The following is a 21618-nucleotide window of genomic DNA, read 5'->3' on the forward strand; positions in this document are numbered from 1 at the left end:
AAGGTTCATCGCCCCTCAGTCGCCGGGGTCGCGAAGCAACGTGTCTGGAATAGTCTCGGCCTCGCCGGCCAGCGGATCGCGCGGCAGCACGCGGTGCGTCAGCACCATCGCTGCGAGGTCGCGACGTTCCGGCAGGTTCATCGCCGCTGCTTCCCACGCCATCGCGGTCGCCGAGGCGATGTTGTACAGCGCGGTCCCCGCCTGGCGTGCGAGCACCGGCCCACCATCTCCACCGGCATGCCGCGCCAGGGTGAAGGCGCGGGTGGTCGCCGCGACCAGATCGGGCAGGGGTTCCGGTGTCGCGGCGCGCAACGCGGCGAGATGCGCCTCCAGCGCCTCCAGCGAACCTTCCCGCGACGCCGCGCGCAGCACGTCGAGTGCTACGATGTTGGAGGTGCCTTCCCAGATCGAGCCGAGATGCGCGTCGCGCACCAGCCGTGCATCGGGGAAGTCCTCGATATAGCCGCAGCCGCCGCGTACCTCCATCGCATCGCCGGTCACCATGCGCGCATCGCGGCAGGCGCGGAATTTGATCAGCGGCGTCAGGATGCGCAGCAGCGGATAGGCGGTGGCGTCACTGGAATCCGACCGGCGCAGCGCCTCGGCGGTCTGAAACACCATCGATCGCGCCTGTTCCGCGCGCACCAGCATCTTTGCGAGTTGCCGACGCATTAGCGGCAGCGCGACGATCGGCGTGCCGAAGGCGATGCGGCGATGGGCGATGTAAAGCGCCTCGGTCACAGCCTTGCGCATCATCCCCGCCGCGCGCACGCCATTGGACAAGCGCGAGTTGTTCACCATGTCGGCCATCTGGCGCATGCCCGCGCCAGGCTCGCCGATCATCCAGGCTGTTGCCCCTTCCAGCTTGATCTCGCCCGAGGCCATCGAGCGCGTGCCGAGCTTCTCCTTCAGCCGCACGATGCGGTAGCGGTTCGTGCTGCCATCGGGCAGCACCCGCGGCAGGAGGAACAGCGACACGCCCTTGATGCCCGGCGGCGCGCCCTCGGGCCGCGCCAACACCATCGCCAATTCAGCATCGGCGTTGGAGCAGAACCATTTGTCGCCCGTAAGCGCCCAGGAGCCATCCTCATTCGGCGCCGCCGTGACGGCGGTATTGGCGATATCCGACCCGGCGCCCTGTTCCGTCATGAACATCGCACCCTGGAACAATGAGTCCATGTCCTGCGATGTCAGCGACGGCAGGTAGCGATCGACGAGTTCGGGGGCGCCGAATTTGCGCAGCGTGCGGGTCAGGCTGTCGGTCATCGAGACCGGGCAACACAGGCCGAATTCCGCCTGCACAAACAGATAGGTGATGGCGTATTTCGCCGCCGCCGGCATCGGCGCATCCCAGTCGAGCACGCCGGCGCGATGCGACAGGGCGGCGAGGCCATACTCGCCGAAGGCGAGACGCTCCATCTCCCGATAGGCGGGGTGGTAGTCGATGGATTGCGCATCCTCGCCGCGCCGCGTGCGCATGATCAATTCGGGCGGATTCACATCCGCCGTCGCGGCGAGATCGGCCAGCCGCCCGCCCGCAAGCGCGCCCAGTCGGTCGAGGTGCGGCAGCAGATGCGCCAGCAGGTCGGCCGGCAGATACAGCGGCAGCAGCTTGGCAAGTGTCGGATCGGCGCGGAACAGGTTGAGGCCGTGGCTGTCGGGCACGGCCTCCGCGCCGATCGGGGCGGGGCGGTTGGGGCGGATGATGGTCATGGGCGTCTCCTCGTTGCCGAGGATACACCCATGACAATTGGTCAGACGACCCGGAAGTTCTTGAACTGCCAGGGGCAGTCGGTGTCGACATCCTCGGGGAACAGGGCGCCGCGATCCTGCAGCGGCGTCCAGTCGGAATACACCCCTGCCATTTCGCCGAGATAGGGGAAGCAAATCTCCAGCGCACGGGCATGGTCGAGTTCGTCGGCCTCGAGCACGCCCTCATTCGGGTGCTCGATGGCGTAGACCATCCCCGCGAGCACCGCGACGCAGACCTGCAGCGAGGTCGCGTTGTTGTGAGGCGCCAGTATGCGCGCCTCCTCCACCGTCAAGCGCGAGCCATACCAATAGGCGCCCTTCTTGTGCCCCATCAGCAGTACGCCGAGCTCGTCCATGCCGGAGGTGATCTCCTCCATCATCAGGCGCTTCTCGGGCTGGATCTCCCAGTTGCGACCGGCGAATTCATGCACCGAGAGCACCGCGTCGTCGCAGGGGTGATAGGCGTAGTGCGCCGTCGGGCGATGCAGCACGGCACCCTTCTCATCGCGCAGCGTGTAGTAGTCGGCGAGCGAGATGGATTCATTGTGCGTGATCAGGAAGGAATGCATCGGCCCTTCCAACGGCGTCCAGGACCGCACGCGCGTGGAAGCGCCCGGACGCATCAGGTAGATCGCCGCATCGCAGCCGAAGTCGTGGCGCTTGCCATCAGGCGGCAGCGCCTTCTCGTGGCTGCCCCAGCCGAGTTCGGCCGGCTGGCAGCCCTCGCCAGTGAAGCCGTCGATCGACCAGGTGTTGACGAATTCGCCGCGCTTCTTCGGGCGGTCAGCGGCGACCTGGGTGTCGCGCTCGGCGATGTGGATGACCTTCACGCCGAGATCGGCGGCAAGCTTCGCCCAGGCCTCGCGCGTCGCCGGCACGGTCGTGTCGTGGCCGGTATCGCGCGCGACATCGAGCATCGCCTGCTTGACGAAATGCGAGACAAGGCCGGGATTGGCGCCATGCGTCGTCACCGCGGTCGGGCCGGCGCCGGTCTTCAGCGCCAGTGCCGATTCACGCAGCGCATAGTTCGACCGCTGCGAGGGCGACAGCGACGGGTCGGTATAGCCGCCGAGCCAGGGCTCGATGCAGGTGTCGAGATACAGTGCGCCGATCTCCCGGCACAGCGTGATGAGCGCGACGGAGGACACATCGACCGAGAGGTTGCACAGGAAGTCGTCCTTGCTCAGGCGCGCGCGCAACTCGGCCTCGTAATTCTCGCGCGTCAGCGGCAGCACCGTGTGCTTGATGCCCATCTCCGCCGCGGTCCCCGCGCCGCGATCGTCGGAGGTGACGATCTCGATGCGGTCCTTCGGCATGTCGATATGGCGCAGGATCAGCGGCAGGACGCCCTGGCCGATCGAACCGAAGCCGAGCATGACCAAACGGCCCGCGAAGGCGGCGTGCTTCATCGTTCTGTATCCTTATGACAGCGAGTGGGTCAGGCGGCGCGCGCGGGCGCGGCAACCTCATAGCCCGGTGTGGCGAGCATGGGCGAATCGGACACTTCCGTGACATGTGCGCGATCGAAGCCGTTGAAGGCGGTGCGCAGCGCAGTGCCGTAGGCGCCGAGCTGGCCAATCTCGATCCAGTCGCCTTCCGCTACATCGGCGGGCAGCGTCCAGGGGCCGCGCATCACATCCGCGCTGTCACAGGTCGGACCGAAAAGTGTAAAGACCCGCGTCATTTCGGCCGCCGCGCCATCGAGGCGCAGCAGCCGGTGCGGGAAGCGAAAGCCCGGCGCGCCGGCATCCGACAGCGCGCCATAGACGCCGTCATTCACATAAAGCGCATCGCCGCGGCGCGACTGCACCTGCACGACCACCGACGCACCACCCGCGACCAGCGCGCGGCCCGGTTCGGCCCAAAGCCGCACGCCCTCGGGCAGCAGCGCCGCGCCGGCGCGGATCGCCTCCATGAAAGCCGCCAGCGCCGGCGGTTCGGAGCCCGGATAGGCGACCGGAAAGCCGCCGCCGACATCGACGATCTCGACCGCCACGCCGGCGACCGCGATCACCTCGGCGGCGAGCACGAGCGCACGCGTCCACGCCGCCGGGTCCAGGCATTGCGAGCCGACATGAAAGGAAAGACCTAGCCGCGCCGCATGCGGGCGCGCGGCGCGCAACAGGGCGGCGGCTTCCACCGGCGTGGCGCCGAACTTGCCCGACAGGTCATAGGCGGCATTGCCCTTGGGCAGGGCGAGCCGCACCACCAGGCCGAGATCGCCGCCGCCGGTCTCCTGCAGGATCTTGGTCAGTTCATCATCCGTATCGAGCACGAAGTCGCGCACGCCGTGCTGCTGCCAGGCGTTGCGGATCGCGCTGCGCGCCTTCACCGGATGCATGAAGTGGATCGCCGCCTCGGGGAACAGGCTGCGCACCAGCCGCACCTCGGCTTCCGAGGCACAGTCGAAATGCGCGACGCCGCCGGCCGCGATGGCGCGCAGCATGGTCGGCTCGGCATTGCACTTCACAGCGTAGAGCACGTCGCCTGGAAAGGCGGCGGTGAAGGCGCGCGCGGCCGTGGTCACGGCCTGCGGGCGCAGGCAGTGCAACGGCTCCTCCGGGCGCAGCGCGGCAACCACGGCATCGACGCTCGGGCGGCGGCTGGACAGGGCGGGGCGGCGAAGCGGCGCGACGGCGCCGCGCGGGCGGATCTGGGACATCGCATCAGGCCTTGGAAACGGGGTGGACGCGCCCGCCGCCGCGCCACGGGCCACAAAGGGCCGGGCGCGGCGGCGGGATGGAGGGAACCTGCCGGCGGTCCGCCGCGGACGACGCCCCGCACTCCCCTCGGCCCGAGGTGTGGGCTTAGGGACGGGACGGCGACGCAGCGGCGCGGATCAGGCGCTGCGACTGGTGCGATGGCTTCTCATCACAAGGCGGCGGACAGGCGACACAGGCGGTTCCCTCGAACCTTCCGGCCCACGCGATGGCCGGATCGAACAAAGGACGCGTCCCGTCGTTGCTTGTGGTGCGTGTTTCTGGTGACGGCGCCGGCCCGGCGCCGAACTTCAAGAAACACGCCCTCGCGGCACGTGCGATGGCGTCAGCACCCGAAACGCCGGGTGCGGACGGGAAATAGTGTGGTTAGGTATGGGATTGCAAGTGAAATTACGCGTACCCCCCGTGAGAATGACGCATATCGTCTGGCCAATCGCGAAACTGGCCGAAAAAATGGCCGTCCGAGAGACGCCGAGGGTAGCGTAACCGGCGCGCGGGCGGTGGCGAAATCCCGCCGAGGGGCGCCAAACCGCGCCGTCGGAGGGACCACGTATGCATCGTCGCCACCTTCTTGCCGGCGCGCCGGCGTTGATCGCCGCGCCGGCCATGGCTGCCGGCACGCCGGCGCAGCCGCTGGTCGCGGAGCTGTTCACCTCGCAATCCTGCAATTCCTGCCCGCCGGCCGATGCCTTGCTGGTTGAGCTGGCGCGCGACCGGCCGGAACTGCTCGTGCTGTCCTTCCACGTCACCTATTGGGACAACCTCGGCTGGCGCGACAGTTTCTCGCTGGAGGAATCGACGCGGCGGCAGCGTCGCTACGCCGCGACGATCCGGCATAGCGCCTATGGACCGGGGCAGATCTACACGCCGCAGCTGGTGGTGCAGGGGCGGCGTGACGCGGTCGGTTCCAATCGCCGTGCGGTGCTGGCGGCGATCGCGGCGGAGGCCGAGGCGGCAAGGCCCGGCGTGGCGCTTTGGGTGACCGATGGCGCCACCGCCACCGTGCAGGCGGGCGAGGGGCGCGGCACCGGGACATTGCTGCTGGTCGGCTACGATCCGCGCCATGTTGTGCCGGTGCGCGGCGGCGAGAATGGGGGGCGGTCGCTGACCTACGCCAATGTCGTGCGCGGGATGGCGGTGGCCAGCCGCTGGCAGGGCCAGGCGCTGCGGGTGCAGGCAGCCCGGCCACCGGGTGAGCGGCTGGCCGTGCTGCTGCAATCGACGGATGGCGACATTCTCGCGGCGGCGCGGGCGTGAGCCGCGTGGCATTGCCCCGACGGCATCTCGCCGCGGTCGGGGTGGCGGCACTGGCTTCAGGGGCGGCGGTGGCGGCGCCGGTCAGCTTGCGCGCCGCCGATGGGCTGGCGGTGACGGGGGAGGCGCTGTCGGCGTCACGTGTGCCGGCGCGTGGCATGGTGCTGCTGTTCCACATGGCCGGGTCGAATCTCGGCGAATACGCGACCATCGCTCCGGCATTCGCGCGGCGTGGCTTCGACACGCTGGCGATCGACCAGCGTTCGGGCGGGCCCGGCTGGGGCCGACGCAACGAGACGGCCGCGCGGCTGCCGCGCGATCCCGGCTTCATGGCGGCGATGCCGGACCTTGAGGGTGCGCTGGCCTATGTGCGAGAGCGTCGGCCGCAGGGCGGGGTGCTGGTGCTCGGCAGCAGCTATTCCGCGGCGCTGGTGTTCCTGCTGGCGGCGGGGGCGGGGGCGTCGGTCTCGGCGGTGCTGGCCTTCTCGCCGGGCGAGTATCTGTCTGGCGTTTCGGTGCGCGCGGCGGCGTCGCGCGTTGCCTGCCCGGTCTTCGTCACGCAGGATTCGGATCGGGCGGAACAGGCCGGGGCGGCGGAGATCCTCGCCGTGGTGCCGGGCCGGCCCCGGCGCCAGTTCAATCCGGTGGCAGGTGCGCATGGGGCGTCAATTCTGCGGGAGGACCGTAATCCGCGCGGCGCCGCCGCGGCCTGGTCGGCGGTCGACGCTTTCCTGGACGAGGTCGCCCCGGCCTGAATCGGCGCCAGGTATCGGTTTCCAAAGGCCTCGGGCCTTTGGCGGGGAGAGCGCGGGAGGGGCGGCGCCCCTCTCGGTCACCACGATCGCTAGGGGGCGGTGGCGTGCAGGCAGAGATACTCCCAGCCAATGGTCGCCGCCGCCAGCGCAGTGATCTCCGCCACGTCGTAGGCGGGTGCGACCTCCACCACATCCGCGCCGCGAAAATCGAGCCCGCCGAGGCGCCGCAGGATCCCCTGCGCCTGCCAGGTGGCGAGGCCGCCGATCTCGGGCGTGCCGGTCGCCGGCGCGAAGGCGGGGTCCAGCCCGTCAATGTCGAAGGACAGATAGGCCGGCCCATCACCGACCACCGCGCGGATCTGCGCGGCGATCGCCGCCGGCGTACTCTCGTGCACGTCCTGTGCTGGGACGATCGTCACGCCCTGGCCGCGCGTCCACGCATACATCTCGGGCCAGGCGGGGGCGCGGATGCCGATTTGGATCATCCGCTTCGGCGCGATCAGCCCCTCGGTGATGGCGTGCCAGAACACCGAGCCATGGGCGAAGCGCTGGCCGAAATTATCCTCCGAGGTATCGAGATGCGCGTCGATATGCACGAGGCCGACCGGCTGCCCGATCCGCTTCACCAGCGCGCGCAGCAACGCCAGCGTGACGCCGTGCTCGCCGCCGAAGGCGAGCAGGTGGTTCAGCCCTGCCGCCTGCTGCTCGATCATCCGCAGGCTTTCTGGAATGTCGCCCAGCGCGATCTCGAACTCGCCGAGATCGGACAGGTCAAGTGTCGTCGGGTCGGCGCCGCTGTCGGGGTGGCGGCCATCGGTCAGCATGCGGGCGGCGCTGCGGATGGCGCGCGGGCCGTCACGCGACCCGGCACGGTTGGTGGTGCCGATATCCATCGGCACGCCGGCGACGCAGAAGGTCGCTGCGCGATCGTCGGGGCGAGCGCCAAGGAAGGCGTGCGGGGCGGTAAAGGTGATGGGGGTGGCCATGGCGGTGTTAAGCCCGGCGCGCAGCGCCCTGTCCAGGCGTCTGCGGCGTCGCTTCTGAGGTTGTCACGCGCCGCGCCGGGACTGTTGGGGGCGGTGAGGTGTCTATTGCAGGATCCGCCTGTGCCGCGCGCAGGGCGGCGAGCGCTTGCGCATCGGCTGCATGTGCGATGCGCATACCCGCGCGCGGGTGTCGTTCCGGGCTGAGCGTCGGGATTGACCTGCGTGGCTTGGCGCGCAGCATGCACTCGAGACGAACGACGCATAGCCGAGGAGCGCCGCCATGCCTGAGCCGATGGACAAGCCCCAATTCGACGCGCTGATGGCGCGCCATGGCCTGCCGCTGACCGAGGTCGAGAAGGAGGGCATCCGCGCCGTCTCCGGCCACATGCTGGACTTCGCCGCGCGCGTGCGCACCCCACGCGACAATTTCGCCGAAATGGCGCTGACCTTCGCCCCGAAGGCGCCCGCCCGATGATCCCGACCATCGCCGAGGCGGCGAAGCAGATCGCCGCGAAACAGCTCTCCCCGGTTGAGTTCATGAAGGACCGCCTGGCCAAGGCGGAAGCGCTGAACCCCGAGATCCACGCCTTCATCCGCTTCACGCCCGAGATCGCGCTGGCCCAGGCGCAGGCCGCCGAGGCGCGGCAGATGGCCGGCACGTTGAAGGGCCCGCTCGATGGCATCCCGATCGGCCACAAGGACATCTACGAGACCGCCGGCGTGCCCACGACCGGCCATTCGCGCGTGCTGATCGACCATGTGCCGGCCGCCGATGCCGCCGCCGTCACCGCCTGGGCCGAGGCCGGCGCGGTGATGCTGGGCAAGCTCGCCACCCACGAATTTGCCTGGGGCGGACCGAGCTTCGACTTGCCCTGGCCCCCGGCGCGCAACCCGTGGGACACGGCACGTTTCACCGCCGGGTCGTCCTCGGGCACGGGCGCGGCCGTCGCGGCGGGGGTGATCCTGGGCGGCACGGGGTCCGACACCGGCGGGTCGATCCGCGGGCCGGCGTCGCTGTGCGGCACGGCGGGGATCAAACCGACCTACGGGCTGTGCTCGCGCCGCGGCGTGTTGCCGCTGTCGCATTCGCTCGACACCGTCGGCCCGCTGGCCTGGACGGTCGAGGATTGCGCCATCATGCTCGATGCGCTGACCGGCTACGATCCGACGGATGCCTCCTCGGCGAACCGGCCGAAGCCGGATCTGCTCTCTCGCCTGAACGGCGGCGTGAAGGGCCTTCGCATCGGCGTCATCCGCCATTTCCATGAGGTGGATTGCCCCGTCAGCCCAGGCATGGCCGCCGGCATCGCCAGCGTGGTGAAAACCCTCGAAGGCCTCGGCGCGATCGTCGAGGAAGTCACGCTGCCCTCGCTGCACGACTTCAACGCGGCGGGGTGGATGATCCTCGCGGCCGATGCCTTCGTCGTCCACGAACCCTGGCTGCGCACGAAGTTCCGCGACTACGGCGAGTTCCTGCGCGAACGTCTCGCGCTGGCCGCGACGATCTCCTCGGCCGACTACCTTCAGGCGCAGCGGCGGCGGCGCGAGCTTTGCGACGCGATGGGCCGGGTGATGGAGCGCTGCGACCTGGTGCTGACCGCCGCCGCCCCCGGCGAGGCACGGTTGATCACCGAAATGGGGAAATGGGCGTCCTTCCAGTCGCCCAACTTCACGATTCCGTTCAACCTGACCGGCCAGCCGGCGCTGACGGTCTGCGCCGGCGTCGGCGAGGGCGGGCTGCCGGTCGGCGTGCAACTGGTCGGGCGGCCCTTCGAGGATGCGACGGTACTGCGCGCCGGGCATGCCTATGAACAGGCGACATCCTGGCGGGCGACGCGGCCGGCGATGGCGGCGTAAGCCAGCGCAGGCGGGAGCGGCGGCGCAGGCCGATCCCGCCACCATGGCTTGCGGCGCCGATCGTCCGGGTTCAGGCTTTTCTCCTCCGGTGCCGCAGAGCGCCGGCATGGAGGAAATGACAATGACAGGTGTCGGCCGTCGCTCGCTGCTCGGGGCGCCCTTAGCGCTCGCCTTGGTCTCCTCTCCCGCCCTGGCGCAGGACCGTCGTCGCGGCCCGCCGCGTGACGGCGTCTGGGCCGGTGCCTGGACCGCCTCGGCCCATGGCCCCTATCCGTCGGGCAATCCATCCGCGCAGCCGGACCAGTCCTTCGCCTTTCCCGACCCGCCGGCCGGCGCGCGCGACCAGACGATGCGTATGATGGTCCGCCCGGATATCTGGGGACCGGCGGCAAGGCTGCGCTTCTCCAACGCCTTTGGCACCCGGCCGCTCGTCATCCAGGCCGTGCATCTCGGCCTGCAGGGCGTCGGCGGCAGCGTGGCACGCGGCACCAACCGTCCGGTCACCTTCAGCGGCGCGCCAAGCGTCACCATCGCCCCCGGCGCCACGGCCTGGAGCGACGCCGTGGACCTGCCCTTCATGCGCGGCCCCGGCAATCCGCTGCTGGAAGGGCGCCGGCTTGCCGTCAGCTTCCACCTCCCGGGGTCGACCGGGCCGATGACGTGGCACGCCAAGTCGCTGACCACGAGCTATGTCTCGCCACCCGGCGCCGGCGACCATGCGCGGGAGGAGAACGACGCCGCCTTCCCCTACACCACGGCGTCGTGGTTCTTCCTCGACATGGTGGAGATGCGCGCCGCCCCCGGCACGCCGGTGATCGTCGCCTTTGGCGATTCCATCACGGACGGTACCAACACCACCATGAACGGCGACGATCGCTGGCCCGACACCCTGTCGCGACGGCTGCACGCACGCTTCGGCCCGCATGTCTCGGTGGTCAATGCCGGTATCGGCGGCAACCGCGTCACCGGCCCGGCCGATTACACGCCGGCAACGCCCATCCCCGGCGGCCCCTCGGCGCTGTCGCGGCTCGAGCGCGACGTGCTCCAGGTCTCGGGCGTGAAGACCGTGATCTGGATGGAGGGGATCAACGACCTCGGCGCGACCGAAGCCACCGCGGAGCAGGTGATCGCCGGATTGCGCGAGGGCATCCGTCGCCTTCGCGAGCGCAACATTCGCGTCGTCGGCGCGACGCTGACGACGGCGCTCGGCTACAATGGCGGGCACGGTACGCCGCAGGTCGATGAACGCCGGCGCGCCATCAATGCCTGGATCCGCGCGCCGGGGAACTTCGATGCCGTCGCTGATTTCGACGCGGTGACGATCGACCAGGCGACTGGACAGCTGAAGCCATCCTTCATCCCCAACAGCACCGTGGGCGGGGCGGGCGACCGACTGCACCCGAACCGCGCCGGGCTGATGGCGATGGCCGAGGCGGTACCGATCGACGCCCTTGGCATTGCGCCAACGGCCGCACCGGCGCGCCGCGGACCTCGACGGCCATAGGGAGAACCCGCGCCGAGCAGGACGATCCGGGCCGGCCACCGGTGCCGTTGCGTCACGCCACCAGTCGCGTCGTGGCAAGGCTGCCGCGATCAGGCGGGAATCCTCCGCCTCGATCGTCGGCAACCCGGAGGCAGATTCCTCGCCGCGTCATGACAGCACGGCCGGGCCGACCGGCGCGGATGACGTCGCCGGCCCGCCCGCGCATCACATGGCGGCCGGCCTGTACGCCCGCACCCGGTGCCCGTCCGGGTCGAGCGCCACGCAGCAGCGCCCGAAGTCCATCGTGGTCGGCGCTTGGACGATCGGCAGCCCGCGGGATGCCCAGGCGGCGTGGGTGGCGTCCACATCCGTCACGGTGAAGGCCAGTTCACCGCCGCCGGCGGGACCGGCCGCCGGAGCCACGCCGTCGCGCGCCCACAGCCCGAGGCCGAGCCCGCCGCGCAGCGGGATCATGGCGAAGCCCGGCGAGGCTTCGGCTGGACTGGTGCCGAGCAGGGATTCGTAGAAGGCGGCGCTGCGCGCGACGTCGTCGACATAGAGGATGATGAGGGAAGGCTCGGCCATGACGTGTTCTCCGTTGCGGATGGCCGAAGGATGCCGCCTGGCTGTGTCGGATTCCGTCAGCAGCCGTCAGTCGTCGAGGTTGGATTGCGCGCGCCATTCGGCCAGCAGCACGCGGCGGCGCTTCGGCAGTCGGTCGGGCAGGGAGGTCGCGGCGGCGATGCGGTCCAGGCGGAAATGGCGGAAATCCCCGCGCAGCTCGCACCAGGCGGCGAGCACCTCGGCTGCGATGAAGAAACCGATGGCGATCGGCCAGACGACGCGCTCGCTGCCCTTGCCGGTCGCATCGACGTAGCGGAGGCGGACCTTGTGCTCGCCGCGCATGGCCTCGCGCAGCGCGGCCAGATGGGGCGGTGCGCCGGCACCGGCGGGCGAGCCGGCGATCAGCGCGCTCGCCGCCGCCGCGTCTTCGACGGCCGGTGGCAGGATGGCGGCGATCTTGGCGAAGGCCTCGTCGGCCGCCAACGCGAGCTCGGCATCGACGCGTTGCGCGACGAGACGCAGGCCGAGCAGCACTGCATCGGCCTCGTCCTCAGTGAGCATCAGCGGCGGCAGGAAGAAGCCCTCGCGCAGGCGGTAGCCGAGGCCCGCGGCGCCCTCGATCGGCGCGCCCTCGGCGACCAGCGTGACGATGTCGCGATAGATGGTGCGCAGGGAGACGCCAAGTTCCGCGGCGAGGTCGGCGGCCGCGACCGCGCGGCGGCGGCGGCGCAGCGCCTGCATCAGCCCGAGCAGCCGCGCCGCGCGGGACATCGCCGCTCAATACCCCAGTAGCGGTTTCAGCAGGTACTGCCAGACGCTGAACACCACCTCGATGCCCACCAGCACGACGACCGCGATCTCCAGCCCCATCGCGCGCCGCCCCTGGATCAGCGAGAGGATGCCCTCGGTGGTGTCGGAGATCAGCGTCAGCTTGCGGTCGAGCGCGTCGCTGCGTTCCTTCAACTCGTATTCGTCGGCGAGACGGGCGTGCAGGCGTTCGAGCTCGGGGTGGTCCCACAGCAATTCGGGCTTGTCCTCGGCCTCGACGCGCGCGGTGGTACGGCTGCGCGCGGCCAGCGCATGGCCGATCTGCCGGTGCAGCGCGCGCGAGGAGGCAGCGAGCCGCCCCTCGGTGCGCAGGGTGGTGACGATGGGTTCCAGCCGGTCCAGCGCTTCGGTCAGCAGCAATTCCTGATGGGCGAGGGCGGCGCTTTTCGCCAGCGCGTCGGCGACCACCGCCAACCGGGCGACAGCGCGGTCGCGCAGGCGGATCACGCCATCCGGGTCGACGCCATCCTGTTCGGCGCCCTCGGCGATGAGCGCGGTCTCCTCGATCGGCTTGGCCAGGGCGTTGGTCAGCCGCGGCCTCAGCATTTCGATCACCGCGGCTTCCTGCGCGGGGGTGGCGCCGACGAAGACCACCGCGCCCCAGCGGAAGGCGAAGGCGGTGAAGCCTTCAGGCGTGGCGAGCGGCACCGGGTCGAAGGTTGGCGCCCCTTCGCGCGGCAGGCCCCGGTGATCGAGGCGTTCACCCAGCAGCAGGGCACGGGCGAGGAGGCGCGGGGCGGCGGTCATGATGGGCCGGTCTCGCCCTCCGGGAACGGAACGTCAAGCGCGGCACGGCGCTGATGGCGGGGGAAATGGGGCACTGGCGGCGCCCAGGTGGGGCCGTGCCGTCGCACCGGGCGGGGGGTGGGACACCGGCCGCAGGCGGCGGCCCGCGCCGCCGAGCCTCCCGACGCTGTGAGCCACAATGTCGAGATATGGTGTGAAACGGGGCGCCCGACCGCTATATTAAGTGTGCCGCCGGATGTATCCCGACCGGCGGCGGAGGAGATGATGCACGGTTTTGTCCCTGTTTCACCCGACGTTCCTGCGCCCCCTGGCGCCGCCTTTGGTGATGTGCCGCTGCCCGCCCGCGCCTTCGACCCCGGCATGGGCCTGGCGGTCGCCAGGCGCACCGTGCTGCGTGCCGCCGATGGCGAGGATTTCGGCCGCGTGGCCGACCGCGTCGCCGCCGGCAACATGGCGCTGCTCGGGCGCCCGCCCACGGCGCCGGAGCGGCTGGAACGGGCGCGGTTGCGCAATGCCATCGCCACCGGCGCGCTGATCACCTCCGGCCGCCACCTGCAGCATGGTGATGCCGGCCAGGCAGCGCGCAACATGGAGGTATTCACCAATTGCGCGACGGCCGGCGCTTCCTTCACTGAGTTCTACCTGCTGCTGAACGGCGCCGGGGTGGGGCGCGCCTATGACGACGATCTGTGTCCGGTGGATTGGGCGATGGCGCCGGCGCTCCTGCTGTATCTCTCACCCAGCCATCCGGATTGGCCAAAGGACCGCGCGTCGCTGCATCGCTTCGGCGTGGAATTCGGCCTGCTGCGCTGGGGCATGTCCCTCGACGCCTTCGGCGATGCCGAGGAGGCGGATGTGCGCGGCTTCCTCGCGCGCGAATTGTTGCATGACCTCGACCGCGTGCCGGGCGATGCGCGGCACTACGCCATCGCCGACACGCGCGAGGGATGGGCAAAGGCGGTCGAGATCTTGGAAGGCATGGCGTTCCGGCGCGAGCGTGACCGCACCCTGCTGATCGACCTCTCACGGGTGCGGCCACTCGGCGTGCCGATCAAGGGCATGCAGGGGCGGCCGGCGTCGGGACCGTTGTCGCTGCTGCGCGCCTTCATCAACCTGCGGCGCGAGGTCATCGAACCGGCGCGCGATCGCGACCCGGAAGGCGAGGTGCTGCGCCCCTGGGAACAGGCGCTGCGCGCGGACCACATCCTGTCCACGGAGGTGCAGGTCGGCGGTGCGCGGCGTGCCGCGCGCATGGCGACGAAATCCTGGCGCGATCCCGGCGCGCTGCGCTTCGTTCGGCTGAAGGCCGAGGGCGGGCTGTGGACGGCGAACCATTCGCTGATGGTCGATGCGGAATTCTGGGACCGGCTCGGGCGCGCGGATGACGAGCCGATGACGCGCCATGCCCGCACGCTGTTCGAGGCCGCGACGGCCTGCGCCTATGTCAATGGCGAGCCGGGCTTCATCAATGGCGACCGGCTGGAGGACGCGCGCACCGGCTTCGCGCGCCAGAAGCCGGCGACGGCCGAGGCGGGGTCGGCGCGGTATCGGGTGGAGGATGGCGCGGCGCTGCTGGAAGATGTCGCGCGGTGTGCCGCGACAACGGCCTTCCCGGTCACCACCAATCCCTGTGGCGAGGTCGTGCTGCACGTCACCGGCGGGTATTGCGTGATCTCGGATTTCGCGCCGCTGCTCGCCTGCCCGGTCGCGCTGGAGGCGCTGGCGTCCGGTGGCGTGAGCGGTGATGTCGCGCGCGACTGGGATGCGCGGGTCGAGGATGCGGTTCGGCTAGGCGTGCGCTTCCTGGTCCGGGTGAACCGGATGGATGCGCTCTATGCCGCCGAGGTGGCGCGCACCAACCGCATCGGCATCGGCCCGACCGGCCTGCATGAATGGGCCTGGGCGCGCTTTGGCCTGGCCTTTCGCGACCTGCTGGATGAGGCGCGGTCAAAGCCCTTCTGGGACGCGCTGGCGCGCTTCTCCGCGGCGGCGAAGGAGGAGGCGACACGCTACGCCGCGAGCCTCGGCATGGCGCCGCCGGCGACGGTGACGACGATCAAGCCCGCCGGCACCACCAGCAAGCTGTTCGGCCTGACCGAGGGCGCGCATCTGCCGGCGCGGCGGCAATATCTGCGCTGGGTGCAGTTCCGTGGCGGGCCCGACGGCGATCCGCTGATTGGCGACTACGCGGCCCGCGGTTATCCCACGCGTGCCTTGGAGACCTTCCCCGGCGTCACAGTGGTCGGTTTCCCGACCCTGCCGCTGATCCAACGGTTGGGCCTTGGCGAGCGGTTGGTCATTGCCCCCGAGGCGACGCCCGAGGAGCAGTATCGCTGGTTGATGCTGCTGGAACGGCATTGGATCGGCGCCGAGCGCGGCAACCAGGTGTCCTACACGCTGAAGATCGCGACGGATCGTGTCGGGCTCGAGGATTTCCGCGCCCTGTTGCGCGCGCACCAGCCGCATCTGCGCTGCTGCGCCGTGCTGCCGAGCCGGCCCGATCGCGACCTGGGTTACGAATACCTGCCGGAGGAGGAGGTGTCGGAGGACGAGTTCCGCCGCATCGTTGCCGGCATCCACGATCCGGGGGTGGCGGAGGCGGTGGACCTCGCAAGGTTGCAGTGTGAGGCAGGGGTTTGCCCGATCTGAGGGCGTGAACCGGGGAAGGCGCCGTCTTCCCCGGACCCCATCCGCCAGGCCCGCCGGGTGGTCTGGACCGCCATCAATGGGCGCCATCCTTCAAGGGCTGGATCAGCAGGCGGTCGAGGCGCTGTTGGGCATCGGCACGCAGGCCCTCGACCCCGATCACCATGCCGAGTTGGCCCTTCGCCGGTTCGGCGACGTAGGTGCCGAAGATCCGGTCCCAGCAGGACAGGCAGAAGCCGAAATCGCTGTCGGTCTCGGCGCGGATCTCGGAATGGTGGATGCGGTGCATGTCCGGCGTGACCAGCACCTGCCGCAGCGCACGGTCGAGCCAGGCCGGCAAGGCCAGGTTCGCGTGGTTGAACAGCGCCGTCGCATTTAGCAGCACCTCGAACAGCAGCACCGCTTCCGGCGGCGCGCCCAGCGCCACCACCGCCACGGCCTTGATGCCGAGTGAGAGCAGGATCTCGACCGGATGGAAGCGCAGCCCCGAAGAGGCATCGAGCTCCGGGTCCGCATGATGGACGCGGTGCAGCCGCCACAGCACCGGCACCGCATGGAAGACCCGGTGCTGGACGTAGACCAGCAGGTCGAGCAGCACGACCGACATCGCCCCCGCTGCCCAGGCCGGCACGTCCAGCGCGGGGAACAACCCGATCCCGCGCCCCTGCGCCCAGATCGCGACGCCGACCACCCCGGCTGGCGCCACCAGCCGCAACAGCACCGAGGAGAGCGCCACCAGCCCAAGGTTGGACGGCCAGCGCCGCCAGGCCAGCCGTTGCGGGCGGCGCGGGAAGGCATGTTCCAGCAGCGCCATCGCCACCAGCACGGCGGCGAAGACGGAGAGGCGGATGACCGGTTCCTGCGCGAGCATGCCCCCCTATGTAGCGCGCCCGACACACCCTTGCAGGGGCGGGCCGCAGCGGCGACGATGATGCGCAAAGGAGACGACCATGAAGCGCCTCGCCGCCCTGCTTGCCCTGCTGCCGCTGCCCGCCTTCGCCCACCACGCGATGGGTGGCGCGACGCCCTCAACGCTGGGGCAGGCATTCATCTCAGGCATCGCACATCCCGTCATCGGGATGGATCACCTGGTCTTCCTGCTCGCCGCCGGCGTACTGGCGGCGACGCTGACGGCAGGGCTGGCCGTCGCGGGGATCCTCGCCTTCGTGCTGGGTGGCTTTGGCGGCAGTCTGGTGCATTTGGCGGGCTTCGGGCTCGGCCCGGTCGAGGTGCTGGTGGCATTCTCGGTGCTTGCGGTCGGGATCGCGCTTTTGTGGCGCCGCGTTCCGGCGGCGCTGCTGCCGGTCGGCTTCGGGCTCGCCGGCCTGTTTCATGGCCATGCCTACGCCGAGACGATCATCGGTGCCGAACAGGGCCCGCTTGCCGCCTATCTGGCGGCGTTGGCGATGACCCAGGCGGCGATCGGGCTGGGTGTCATGCTGCTGGCGCGGCGGTTTGAGTCGTCGCGGCTGCGTGAGGTGACCGGCGCCGGCGTGGCAGTGGCCGGCGGGCTGTTCGTCGCGATGGCCGTGATGGCATGACAGGTCGTTGGAGACGGCGTTTCCAGGCGCATCCTCGCATGCCGCATCCGGTCCAGCCTCCAGGATGTTGATGCCGTGACAGACGGGTCTGATACCAGCGGTACGAGGCTCCGACCCGTGCCGAGGCCGCGCATGCGGCTCACCGGGAGCCTGGTGAAAGCCAAGTAACCGGGAGGTTCTCGTCCGGCGTCCAAGGGCCTGATAAGACGCATGCCGGCGGTCGCAGCATTCGGTCGTTGGCATGAGCGGCGCCGCACAGCTAAGCCGACTTTGAACACTTCAGCGGGAGTCGCCGTGGGGCGCCGATTGGGCCATTCTCCTGCCAGAGCGCCCGCATGACCGGGTGTGGATCGGGAGGTTTCGGATGGTACGAATCACGTCGCTGGCTGCCGCGCTTGCCGCGATGGCCTCGGTCTGCCCTGCCGCGCAGGCTCAAGCGCCGCAACCGGGGCAGATGACCTTCTTCGTGACCAGCATTGGCAGTGGCCGCGGCGGCGACCTCGGCGGGTTGGCCGGGGCGGATGCGCATTGCCAGTCGCTGGCGCTGGCCGCCGGCGTGGGACCGCGCAACTGGCGCGCCTATCTAAGCACCAGTGCTGCGCCCGGAACCCCGGCGGTGAATGCGCGGGACCGCATCGGCACCGGGCCGTGGCGCAACGCGCAGGGTGTCGTGATCGCCCGCAGCGTCGCCGAACTGCACAGCGACAACAACAACCTGACCAAGCAGACCGCGTTAACCGAGCGCGGCGCCGTGGTGAATGGGCGCGGCGACACGCCGAACACGCATGACGTGCTGACCGGTTCTCAGGACGACGGTACAGGCTTCACGGGTACCGAGGACCGCACCTGTCGTAACTGGACCTATGGCGGCGCGGAAGGTGGCGCGATGCTCGGCCATCACGACCGGATGGGCCTGCCGAACGATCCTCGGGCCGCGTCATGGAACGCGTCGCATGTCTCGCGCGGATGCACGCAGGACGGGCTGCGCAGCACGGGCGGGGCGGGGCTGTTCTACTGTTTCGCGGTGGACTGACCGCGGCCGGATCGGCCGTCACGCGCGGCGGCCGAGCCAGCGCAACACGGCGAAGCCCGCCAGCGTGATCAGCGCGACCTGGCCGAAGGCGAAGCCCCAGGCCAACGCGCCATCACCGCCGGCGCCATCAAGCACAACGCCGGTGAGCAATGGTCCGACGAAGCCCCCGGCATAGCCCGCCATGGAGTGTACCCCCATCGTTGCCCCGCGCAGTGCCGGCTCGGCCGCTTGCACGGTGCCGGCGGTCAGCGCCGAGCTGTCGAGATAGATCGCCGCATTCCAGGCGAAGACACAGGCGACCGCGAACAGGGCGGGCGCACCCGCGCTGAAGCCGGTGACCAGCGACAAGGCCGCGCCTCCCAGCATCGCGACGCTGACGATGCGCGCCCGGCCGAAGCATTCCGAGGCCTCGTTGCCAAACAGCGAGACCACGTTGCCGATGAGGCCCGCGATGGTGAACAGCACGGTCGGGCCGGGCACCCAGGCGGGCGGTGCGGTCACCGCGAAGGATGCTGCGAGAAAGGCGACGCCCCAGGCGCGCAGCACCGCCAGTTCCAGCGTATGAACACAATATCCCGCAATCCAGGCGAGCGCCCGGCGATTGCGCAGCACTGGGCGGAAGTCGAGCAGGCGCCGGCCACCGGCGCGGCGCGGCGGTGGCGTGTCGGGCAGGATTCCCAGGGCGATGGCGAAGGCGCCGGCCGCCATGATGCCGCCGGCGAGGAAGGCCGCATCCGGCCCGGCCAGCGAAGCGATCACACCCGCCATGGCGAAGGACAGCGATCCGGCGAACCCCACGCCGGCCGCGTGCCACGACACCGCGCGGGTCTGCGCGCTGCCCGTCATCGGGTCGGCGATCGCCTTCAGCCCAGGCATATAGGCCCCGGCCCAGCCGATGCCCGCCAGCGCCCGGAAGGCGAGGCCGGACCAGAAATCATCGGCCAGCAGGCCGAAGCCGAGATGCGCGAGCGCCGTCGCCCCTGTGCCGACCAGGTAGATGCGTCGGGTCGGTATGCGGTCGGTCAGCGCCAGCAGGACCGGCACGGCCGGGACATAGGCGGCGAAGAAGATGCCGATCAGCCAGCCCGCCTCGGTGCCCGAGAGCGACCAGCGGTCGATATAGACTGGCAGCAAGGCGGGCAGGGTGAAGGCGCCGATCTGCGTCAGCACCTGGGCCGCGACCATGGCGGCGACGAATCGTGGCGTGCCGGGCAGCAGGGGCATGCGGCAAGGCTAGAGTAGATCGTGCCTGACTGGAATTGGTCAGGCGCGTGAACGTGCTCGATTACATGGAGGCCTGGAGCGGCTCGCATGAGCGCGGTCGAACGCAGATCGCTCCTGGCCGGCCGGGCGGCGCCCGGAAGCGGGGTTGATCGCGGCGCGGCCCGGCACGACACTCCGCGCCCTGAATTCAAGGAGGAACGCATGCGCGTTGTGGAATCACCGGACGCCCTGAAGGCGCTGATCGGCCAGGAACTCGGTGTCGGCGAGTGGCTCGAGGTGTCGCAGGAGATGATCGACCGCTTCGCCGAGGTGACCGGCGACCACCAATGGATTCATGTCGATGTCGAACGCGCTAAGGCCGAGATGCCGGGCGGCAAGACCATCGCGCATGGCTATCTGCTGCTGTCGTTGCTGCCGAAGCTGGGCGCCGGCGTCTACAAGGTTGCCTGGGCGTCGCGCACGCTGAACTACGGGTCCGACAAGGTGCGCATCATCAATCCGGTGCAGGCGGGTGCGAAGGTGCGGCTGCGCCAAGCGCTGGTCGGCGTGGAGGATGGTGCCAACGGCACGCATCGCATCGTGGTGCGGCAGACCATGGAGATCGAGGGCCAGGCAAAGCCCGCGCTGATCGCCGACACCATCCGCATGACCTTTTCCTGAGCACGGAGCGACACGGATGAAAATCACCTGGTTCGGCCATTCCGCCTTCCGGCTGGATTTTGGCAGCTCGGTCGTGATGATCGACCCGTTCCTGACCGGCAACCCGGCCTTCGACGGCGACCCTGAGGCGGCCAGCGCGGGGGCGACGCATGTGCTGCTGACGCATGGCCATGGCGACCACATCGGCGACACGGTGGCGATCTGTAAGCGCACCGGCGCAAAGCTGGTTACCAACTATGATCTCGCGATGTTCCTCGCGCGGCAGGGCGTGACCGCGCTCGACCCGATGAACACCGGCGGGACGACGGACCAGGGCGAGTTCAGCGTGTCGCTGACCGTGGCCTTCCATTCCTCGTCCGAGCTCGATGCAAATGGCGTGTCGCAGAGCCTCGGGCTGCCGAATGGCATCGTCGTGACGCCGAAGGACAAGGCGGAGCCGGTCGTCTATCACATGGGCGACACCGACATCTTCTCGGACATGGCGTTGATCGACGAGTTGTACAAACCCGCCATCGCCATGGTGCCGATGGGCGATCGCTTCACCATGGGCCCGCGCACCGCGGCCTTGGCGGTAAAGCGCTTCCTGCCGTCGGTGCGCACCGCCATTCCGTGCCACTACGCGACCTTCGGGCTGCTGCTGCCGGATGCCTCGGGCTTCGTGCGGGAGATGGAAGGGGCCAGCGCCCGCGTGCTGGTGCCGAGCAAGGGCGAGGCCTTCACGGCATGAGCACACGTCCCGGCCTTGAGGACCTGACCGTCTTCCGCATCGAGGTTGCCGAGGGTGTGGCGACAGTCTTCATGGATCGTGCGCCGGTCAATGCGCAGAATGGCGTGTTCCGCGAGGAGGTGATGCGCGTCTTCGACGTGCTGCATGACAGCGATGAGGTCCGGGCGATTGTCCTGACCGGTGCGGGCAAAACCTTCTCGGCGGGTGCGGATTTGCGCGACCGGCCGGATGTGACGAAGCGCGGCGCCTATCCGCGCCACAGCCGGGCGGTGCGTGGCGGCTTCGACTGCGTCATGGAATGCGCCAAGCCGGTAATCGCGGCGGTGAATGGTGCAGCGATCGGCGCCGGCTGCGTGCTGGCGTTGGTGTGCGACGTCGTCCTGGTGGCCGAGGATGCCTTCATGGCGATGACCGAGGTCGATGTCGGCCTCGCCGGTGGCGTGAAGCACGTGCTGCGGCATTTCGGCCAGTCGGATGCGCGGATGTTCCTGATGACAGCGCGGCGGCTGCATGGGCCCGATCTGTACCGGATGAATGTCGCGTCCGGCTGTTATCCGAAGGCCGAGCTGTTGCCGGCGGCGCAGGCGATGGCGCGCGAGATCGCCGGCAAGGTGCCGCTGGCGGTCGAGGCGGCGAAGCGTGCCTTTACGTTGAACGAATACATGCCGCTGCACGAGGGTTATGTGTACGAGCAGACGCAGACGGCTGCGTTGGCGAAGACCGAGGACACCAAGGAGGCGCTGGCCGCCTTCGCGGAGAAGCGTAAGCCGGTGTTCAAGGGACGTTGAGGGGCGGCGGCTCTTCGATTCAGGCATGAGCAGTTGGAGGGGCATTGCCCCTC

Annotated in this window: 20 protein-coding genes; 11 read left to right on the top strand and 9 right to left on the bottom strand. The window is 69.8% G+C overall.

Annotation, left to right across the window (positions count from 1 at the left end):
- Positions 1-15: 15 nt before the first annotated feature.
- From IEY36_RS22880 to IEY36_RS22890, 3 genes are read right to left on the bottom strand one after another with little or no spacing between them, the layout of a single operon-like run.
- On the bottom strand, positions 16-1713 hold the full coding sequence (locus IEY36_RS22880) for an acyl-CoA dehydrogenase family protein (RefSeq protein WP_188971225.1): 1698 nt from the start codon (positions 1711-1713) through the stop codon (positions 16-18).
- A 41-nt stretch (positions 1714-1754) separates the two neighbouring features.
- Positions 1755-3161 (bottom strand): homospermidine synthase, encoded by a 1407-nt coding sequence (locus tag IEY36_RS22885; protein WP_188971226.1) that lies wholly within the window; start codon positions 3159-3161, stop codon positions 1755-1757.
- Positions 3162-3190: 29 nt separating this feature from the next.
- Positions 3191-4414 (bottom strand): type III PLP-dependent enzyme, encoded by a 1224-nt coding sequence (locus tag IEY36_RS22890; RefSeq protein WP_188971228.1) that lies wholly within the window; start codon positions 4412-4414, stop codon positions 3191-3193.
- 610 nt (positions 4415-5024) lie between these two features.
- On the opposite strand from IEY36_RS22890, the gene IEY36_RS22895 reads away from it, so the two are divergent.
- Complete coding sequence (locus tag IEY36_RS22895; protein WP_188971230.1) at positions 5025-5729, top strand: DUF1223 domain-containing protein; 705 nt, start codon at positions 5025-5027, stop codon at positions 5727-5729.
- A gap of 5 nt (positions 5730-5734) precedes the next feature.
- On the top strand, positions 5735-6481 hold the full coding sequence (locus IEY36_RS22900; RefSeq protein WP_229681510.1) for an alpha/beta hydrolase: 747 nt from the start codon (positions 5735-5737) through the stop codon (positions 6479-6481).
- A gap of 89 nt (positions 6482-6570) precedes the next feature.
- Here IEY36_RS22900 and speB read toward each other — a convergent pair whose 3' ends face one another.
- Positions 6571-7467, bottom strand: coding sequence for an agmatinase (speB, locus tag IEY36_RS22905; protein WP_188971232.1), 897 nt, complete (start codon positions 7465-7467; stop codon positions 6571-6573).
- Positions 7468-7747: 280 nt separating this feature from the next.
- Between speB and IEY36_RS22910 the strand changes: the two genes are divergently transcribed.
- From IEY36_RS22910 to IEY36_RS22920, 3 genes are all read left to right on the top strand, one after another.
- A complete protein-coding gene (locus IEY36_RS22910) occupies positions 7748-7942 on the top strand; it encodes a hypothetical protein (RefSeq protein WP_188971234.1) in 195 nt (64 codons plus the stop codon).
- Entirely contained in the window at positions 7939-9324 is a 1386-nt protein-coding gene (locus IEY36_RS22915) for an amidase (RefSeq protein ID WP_188971236.1), read from the top strand. Before IEY36_RS22910 ends, IEY36_RS22915 begins: the two co-directional genes overlap by 4 nt.
- A 121-nt stretch (positions 9325-9445) precedes the next feature.
- Complete coding sequence (locus tag IEY36_RS22920) at positions 9446-10828, top strand: GDSL-type esterase/lipase family protein (RefSeq protein WP_229681511.1); 1383 nt, start codon at positions 9446-9448, stop codon at positions 10826-10828.
- A 204-nt stretch (positions 10829-11032) separates the two neighbouring features.
- On the opposite strand, the gene IEY36_RS22925 is transcribed toward IEY36_RS22920, so the two are convergent.
- The 3 genes from IEY36_RS22925 to IEY36_RS22935 form a co-directional block, all read right to left on the bottom strand.
- Positions 11033-11392 carry a VOC family protein gene (locus IEY36_RS22925; RefSeq protein WP_188971240.1) on the bottom strand — a complete coding sequence of 120 codons (360 nt, stop codon included), beginning with the start codon at positions 11390-11392 and terminating at the stop codon, positions 11033-11035.
- 66 nt (positions 11393-11458) lie between these two features.
- Positions 11459-12142 (bottom strand): helix-turn-helix transcriptional regulator, encoded by a 684-nt coding sequence (locus IEY36_RS22930; RefSeq protein ID WP_188971242.1) that lies wholly within the window; start codon positions 12140-12142, stop codon positions 11459-11461.
- Between the two features lie 6 nt (positions 12143-12148).
- A complete protein-coding gene (locus IEY36_RS22935) occupies positions 12149-12946 on the bottom strand; it encodes an RMD1 family protein (protein WP_188971245.1) in 798 nt (265 codons plus the stop codon).
- Between the two features lie 261 nt (positions 12947-13207).
- Here IEY36_RS22935 and IEY36_RS22940 point away from each other — a divergent pair, with 261 nt between their 5' ends.
- Positions 13208-15595 carry a recombinase gene (locus IEY36_RS22940; protein ID WP_188971247.1) on the top strand — a complete coding sequence of 796 codons (2388 nt, stop codon included), beginning with the start codon at positions 13208-13210 and terminating at the stop codon, positions 15593-15595.
- A gap of 73 nt (positions 15596-15668) precedes the next feature.
- On the opposite strand, the gene IEY36_RS22945 is transcribed toward IEY36_RS22940, so the two are convergent.
- Positions 15669-16463 (bottom strand): sterol desaturase family protein, encoded by a 795-nt coding sequence (locus IEY36_RS22945; protein WP_188971249.1) that lies wholly within the window; start codon positions 16461-16463, stop codon positions 15669-15671.
- 79 nt (positions 16464-16542) lie between these two features.
- Here IEY36_RS22945 and IEY36_RS22950 point away from each other — a divergent pair, with 79 nt between their 5' ends.
- Together IEY36_RS22950 and IEY36_RS22955 are read left to right on the top strand one after the other, a co-directional pair.
- Positions 16543-17133: a HupE/UreJ family protein gene (locus tag IEY36_RS22950; protein ID WP_188971251.1), complete on the top strand. Its 591-nt coding sequence runs from the start codon at positions 16543-16545 to the stop codon at positions 17131-17133.
- A 364-nt stretch (positions 17134-17497) separates the two neighbouring features.
- Entirely contained in the window at positions 17498-18166 is a 669-nt protein-coding gene (locus IEY36_RS22955; protein WP_188971253.1) for a hypothetical protein, read from the top strand.
- 18 nt (positions 18167-18184) lie between these two features.
- Here IEY36_RS22955 and IEY36_RS22960 read toward each other — a convergent pair whose 3' ends face one another.
- Positions 18185-19390: an MFS transporter gene (locus tag IEY36_RS22960; RefSeq protein WP_188971254.1), complete on the bottom strand. Its 1206-nt coding sequence runs from the start codon at positions 19388-19390 to the stop codon at positions 18185-18187.
- Between the two features lie 201 nt (positions 19391-19591).
- On the opposite strand from IEY36_RS22960, the gene IEY36_RS22965 reads away from it, so the two are divergent.
- From IEY36_RS22965 to IEY36_RS22975, 3 genes are read left to right on the top strand one after another with little or no spacing between them, the layout of a single operon-like run.
- Positions 19592-20050, top strand: a complete 459-nt coding sequence (locus IEY36_RS22965) for a MaoC family dehydratase (protein WP_188971255.1) — start codon at positions 19592-19594, stop codon at positions 20048-20050.
- Between the two features lie 16 nt (positions 20051-20066).
- Entirely contained in the window at positions 20067-20777 is a 711-nt protein-coding gene (locus IEY36_RS22970; protein WP_188971256.1) for a metal-dependent hydrolase, read from the top strand.
- The gene (locus IEY36_RS22975) at positions 20774-21565 is read left to right on the top strand and encodes an enoyl-CoA hydratase/isomerase family protein (protein WP_188971257.1); all 792 of its coding nucleotides are present in this window, start codon (positions 20774-20776) and stop codon (positions 21563-21565) included. Before IEY36_RS22970 ends, IEY36_RS22975 begins: the two co-directional genes overlap by 4 nt.
- Positions 21566-21618 lie beyond the last annotated feature (53 nt).

It is taken from the genome of Neoroseomonas lacus (assembly GCF_014644535.1).
Classification (GTDB): Bacteria; Pseudomonadota; Alphaproteobacteria; order Acetobacterales; family Acetobacteraceae; genus Neoroseomonas; species Neoroseomonas lacus.

Coding starts and splice junctions, on each gene's coding strand:
- IEY36_RS22880 (WP_188971225.1), bottom strand. CDS start 1,713: ATGACCATCATCCGCCCCAACCGCCCCGCCCCGATCGGCGCGGAGGCC.
- IEY36_RS22885 (WP_188971226.1), bottom strand. CDS start 3,161: ATGAAGCACGCCGCCTTCGCGGGCCGTTTGGTCATGCTCGGCTTCGGT.
- IEY36_RS22890 (WP_188971228.1), bottom strand. CDS start 4,414: ATGTCCCAGATCCGCCCGCGCGGCGCCGTCGCGCCGCTTCGCCGCCCC.
- IEY36_RS22895 (WP_188971230.1), top strand. CDS start 5,025: ATGCATCGTCGCCACCTTCTTGCCGGCGCGCCGGCGTTGATCGCCGCG.
- speB (WP_188971232.1), bottom strand. CDS start 7,467: ATGGCCACCCCCATCACCTTTACCGCCCCGCACGCCTTCCTTGGCGCT.
- IEY36_RS22910 (WP_188971234.1), top strand. CDS start 7,748: ATGCCTGAGCCGATGGACAAGCCCCAATTCGACGCGCTGATGGCGCGC.
- IEY36_RS22915 (WP_188971236.1), top strand. CDS start 7,939: ATGATCCCGACCATCGCCGAGGCGGCGAAGCAGATCGCCGCGAAACAG.
- IEY36_RS22920 (WP_229681511.1), top strand. CDS start 9,446: ATGACAGGTGTCGGCCGTCGCTCGCTGCTCGGGGCGCCCTTAGCGCTC.
- IEY36_RS22925 (WP_188971240.1), bottom strand. CDS start 11,392: ATGGCCGAGCCTTCCCTCATCATCCTCTATGTCGACGACGTCGCGCGC.
- IEY36_RS22930 (WP_188971242.1), bottom strand. CDS start 12,142: ATGTCCCGCGCGGCGCGGCTGCTCGGGCTGATGCAGGCGCTGCGCCGC.
- IEY36_RS22935 (WP_188971245.1), bottom strand. CDS start 12,946: ATGACCGCCGCCCCGCGCCTCCTCGCCCGTGCCCTGCTGCTGGGTGAA.
- IEY36_RS22940 (WP_188971247.1), top strand. CDS start 13,208: ATGATGCACGGTTTTGTCCCTGTTTCACCCGACGTTCCTGCGCCCCCT.
- IEY36_RS22945 (WP_188971249.1), bottom strand. CDS start 16,463: ATGCTCGCGCAGGAACCGGTCATCCGCCTCTCCGTCTTCGCCGCCGTG.
- IEY36_RS22950 (WP_188971251.1), top strand. CDS start 16,543: ATGAAGCGCCTCGCCGCCCTGCTTGCCCTGCTGCCGCTGCCCGCCTTC.
- IEY36_RS22955 (WP_188971253.1), top strand. CDS start 17,498: ATGGTACGAATCACGTCGCTGGCTGCCGCGCTTGCCGCGATGGCCTCG.
- IEY36_RS22960 (WP_188971254.1), bottom strand. CDS start 19,390: ATGCCCCTGCTGCCCGGCACGCCACGATTCGTCGCCGCCATGGTCGCG.
- IEY36_RS22965 (WP_188971255.1), top strand. CDS start 19,592: ATGCGCGTTGTGGAATCACCGGACGCCCTGAAGGCGCTGATCGGCCAG.
- IEY36_RS22970 (WP_188971256.1), top strand. CDS start 20,067: ATGAAAATCACCTGGTTCGGCCATTCCGCCTTCCGGCTGGATTTTGGC.
- IEY36_RS22975 (WP_188971257.1), top strand. CDS start 20,774: ATGAGCACACGTCCCGGCCTTGAGGACCTGACCGTCTTCCGCATCGAG.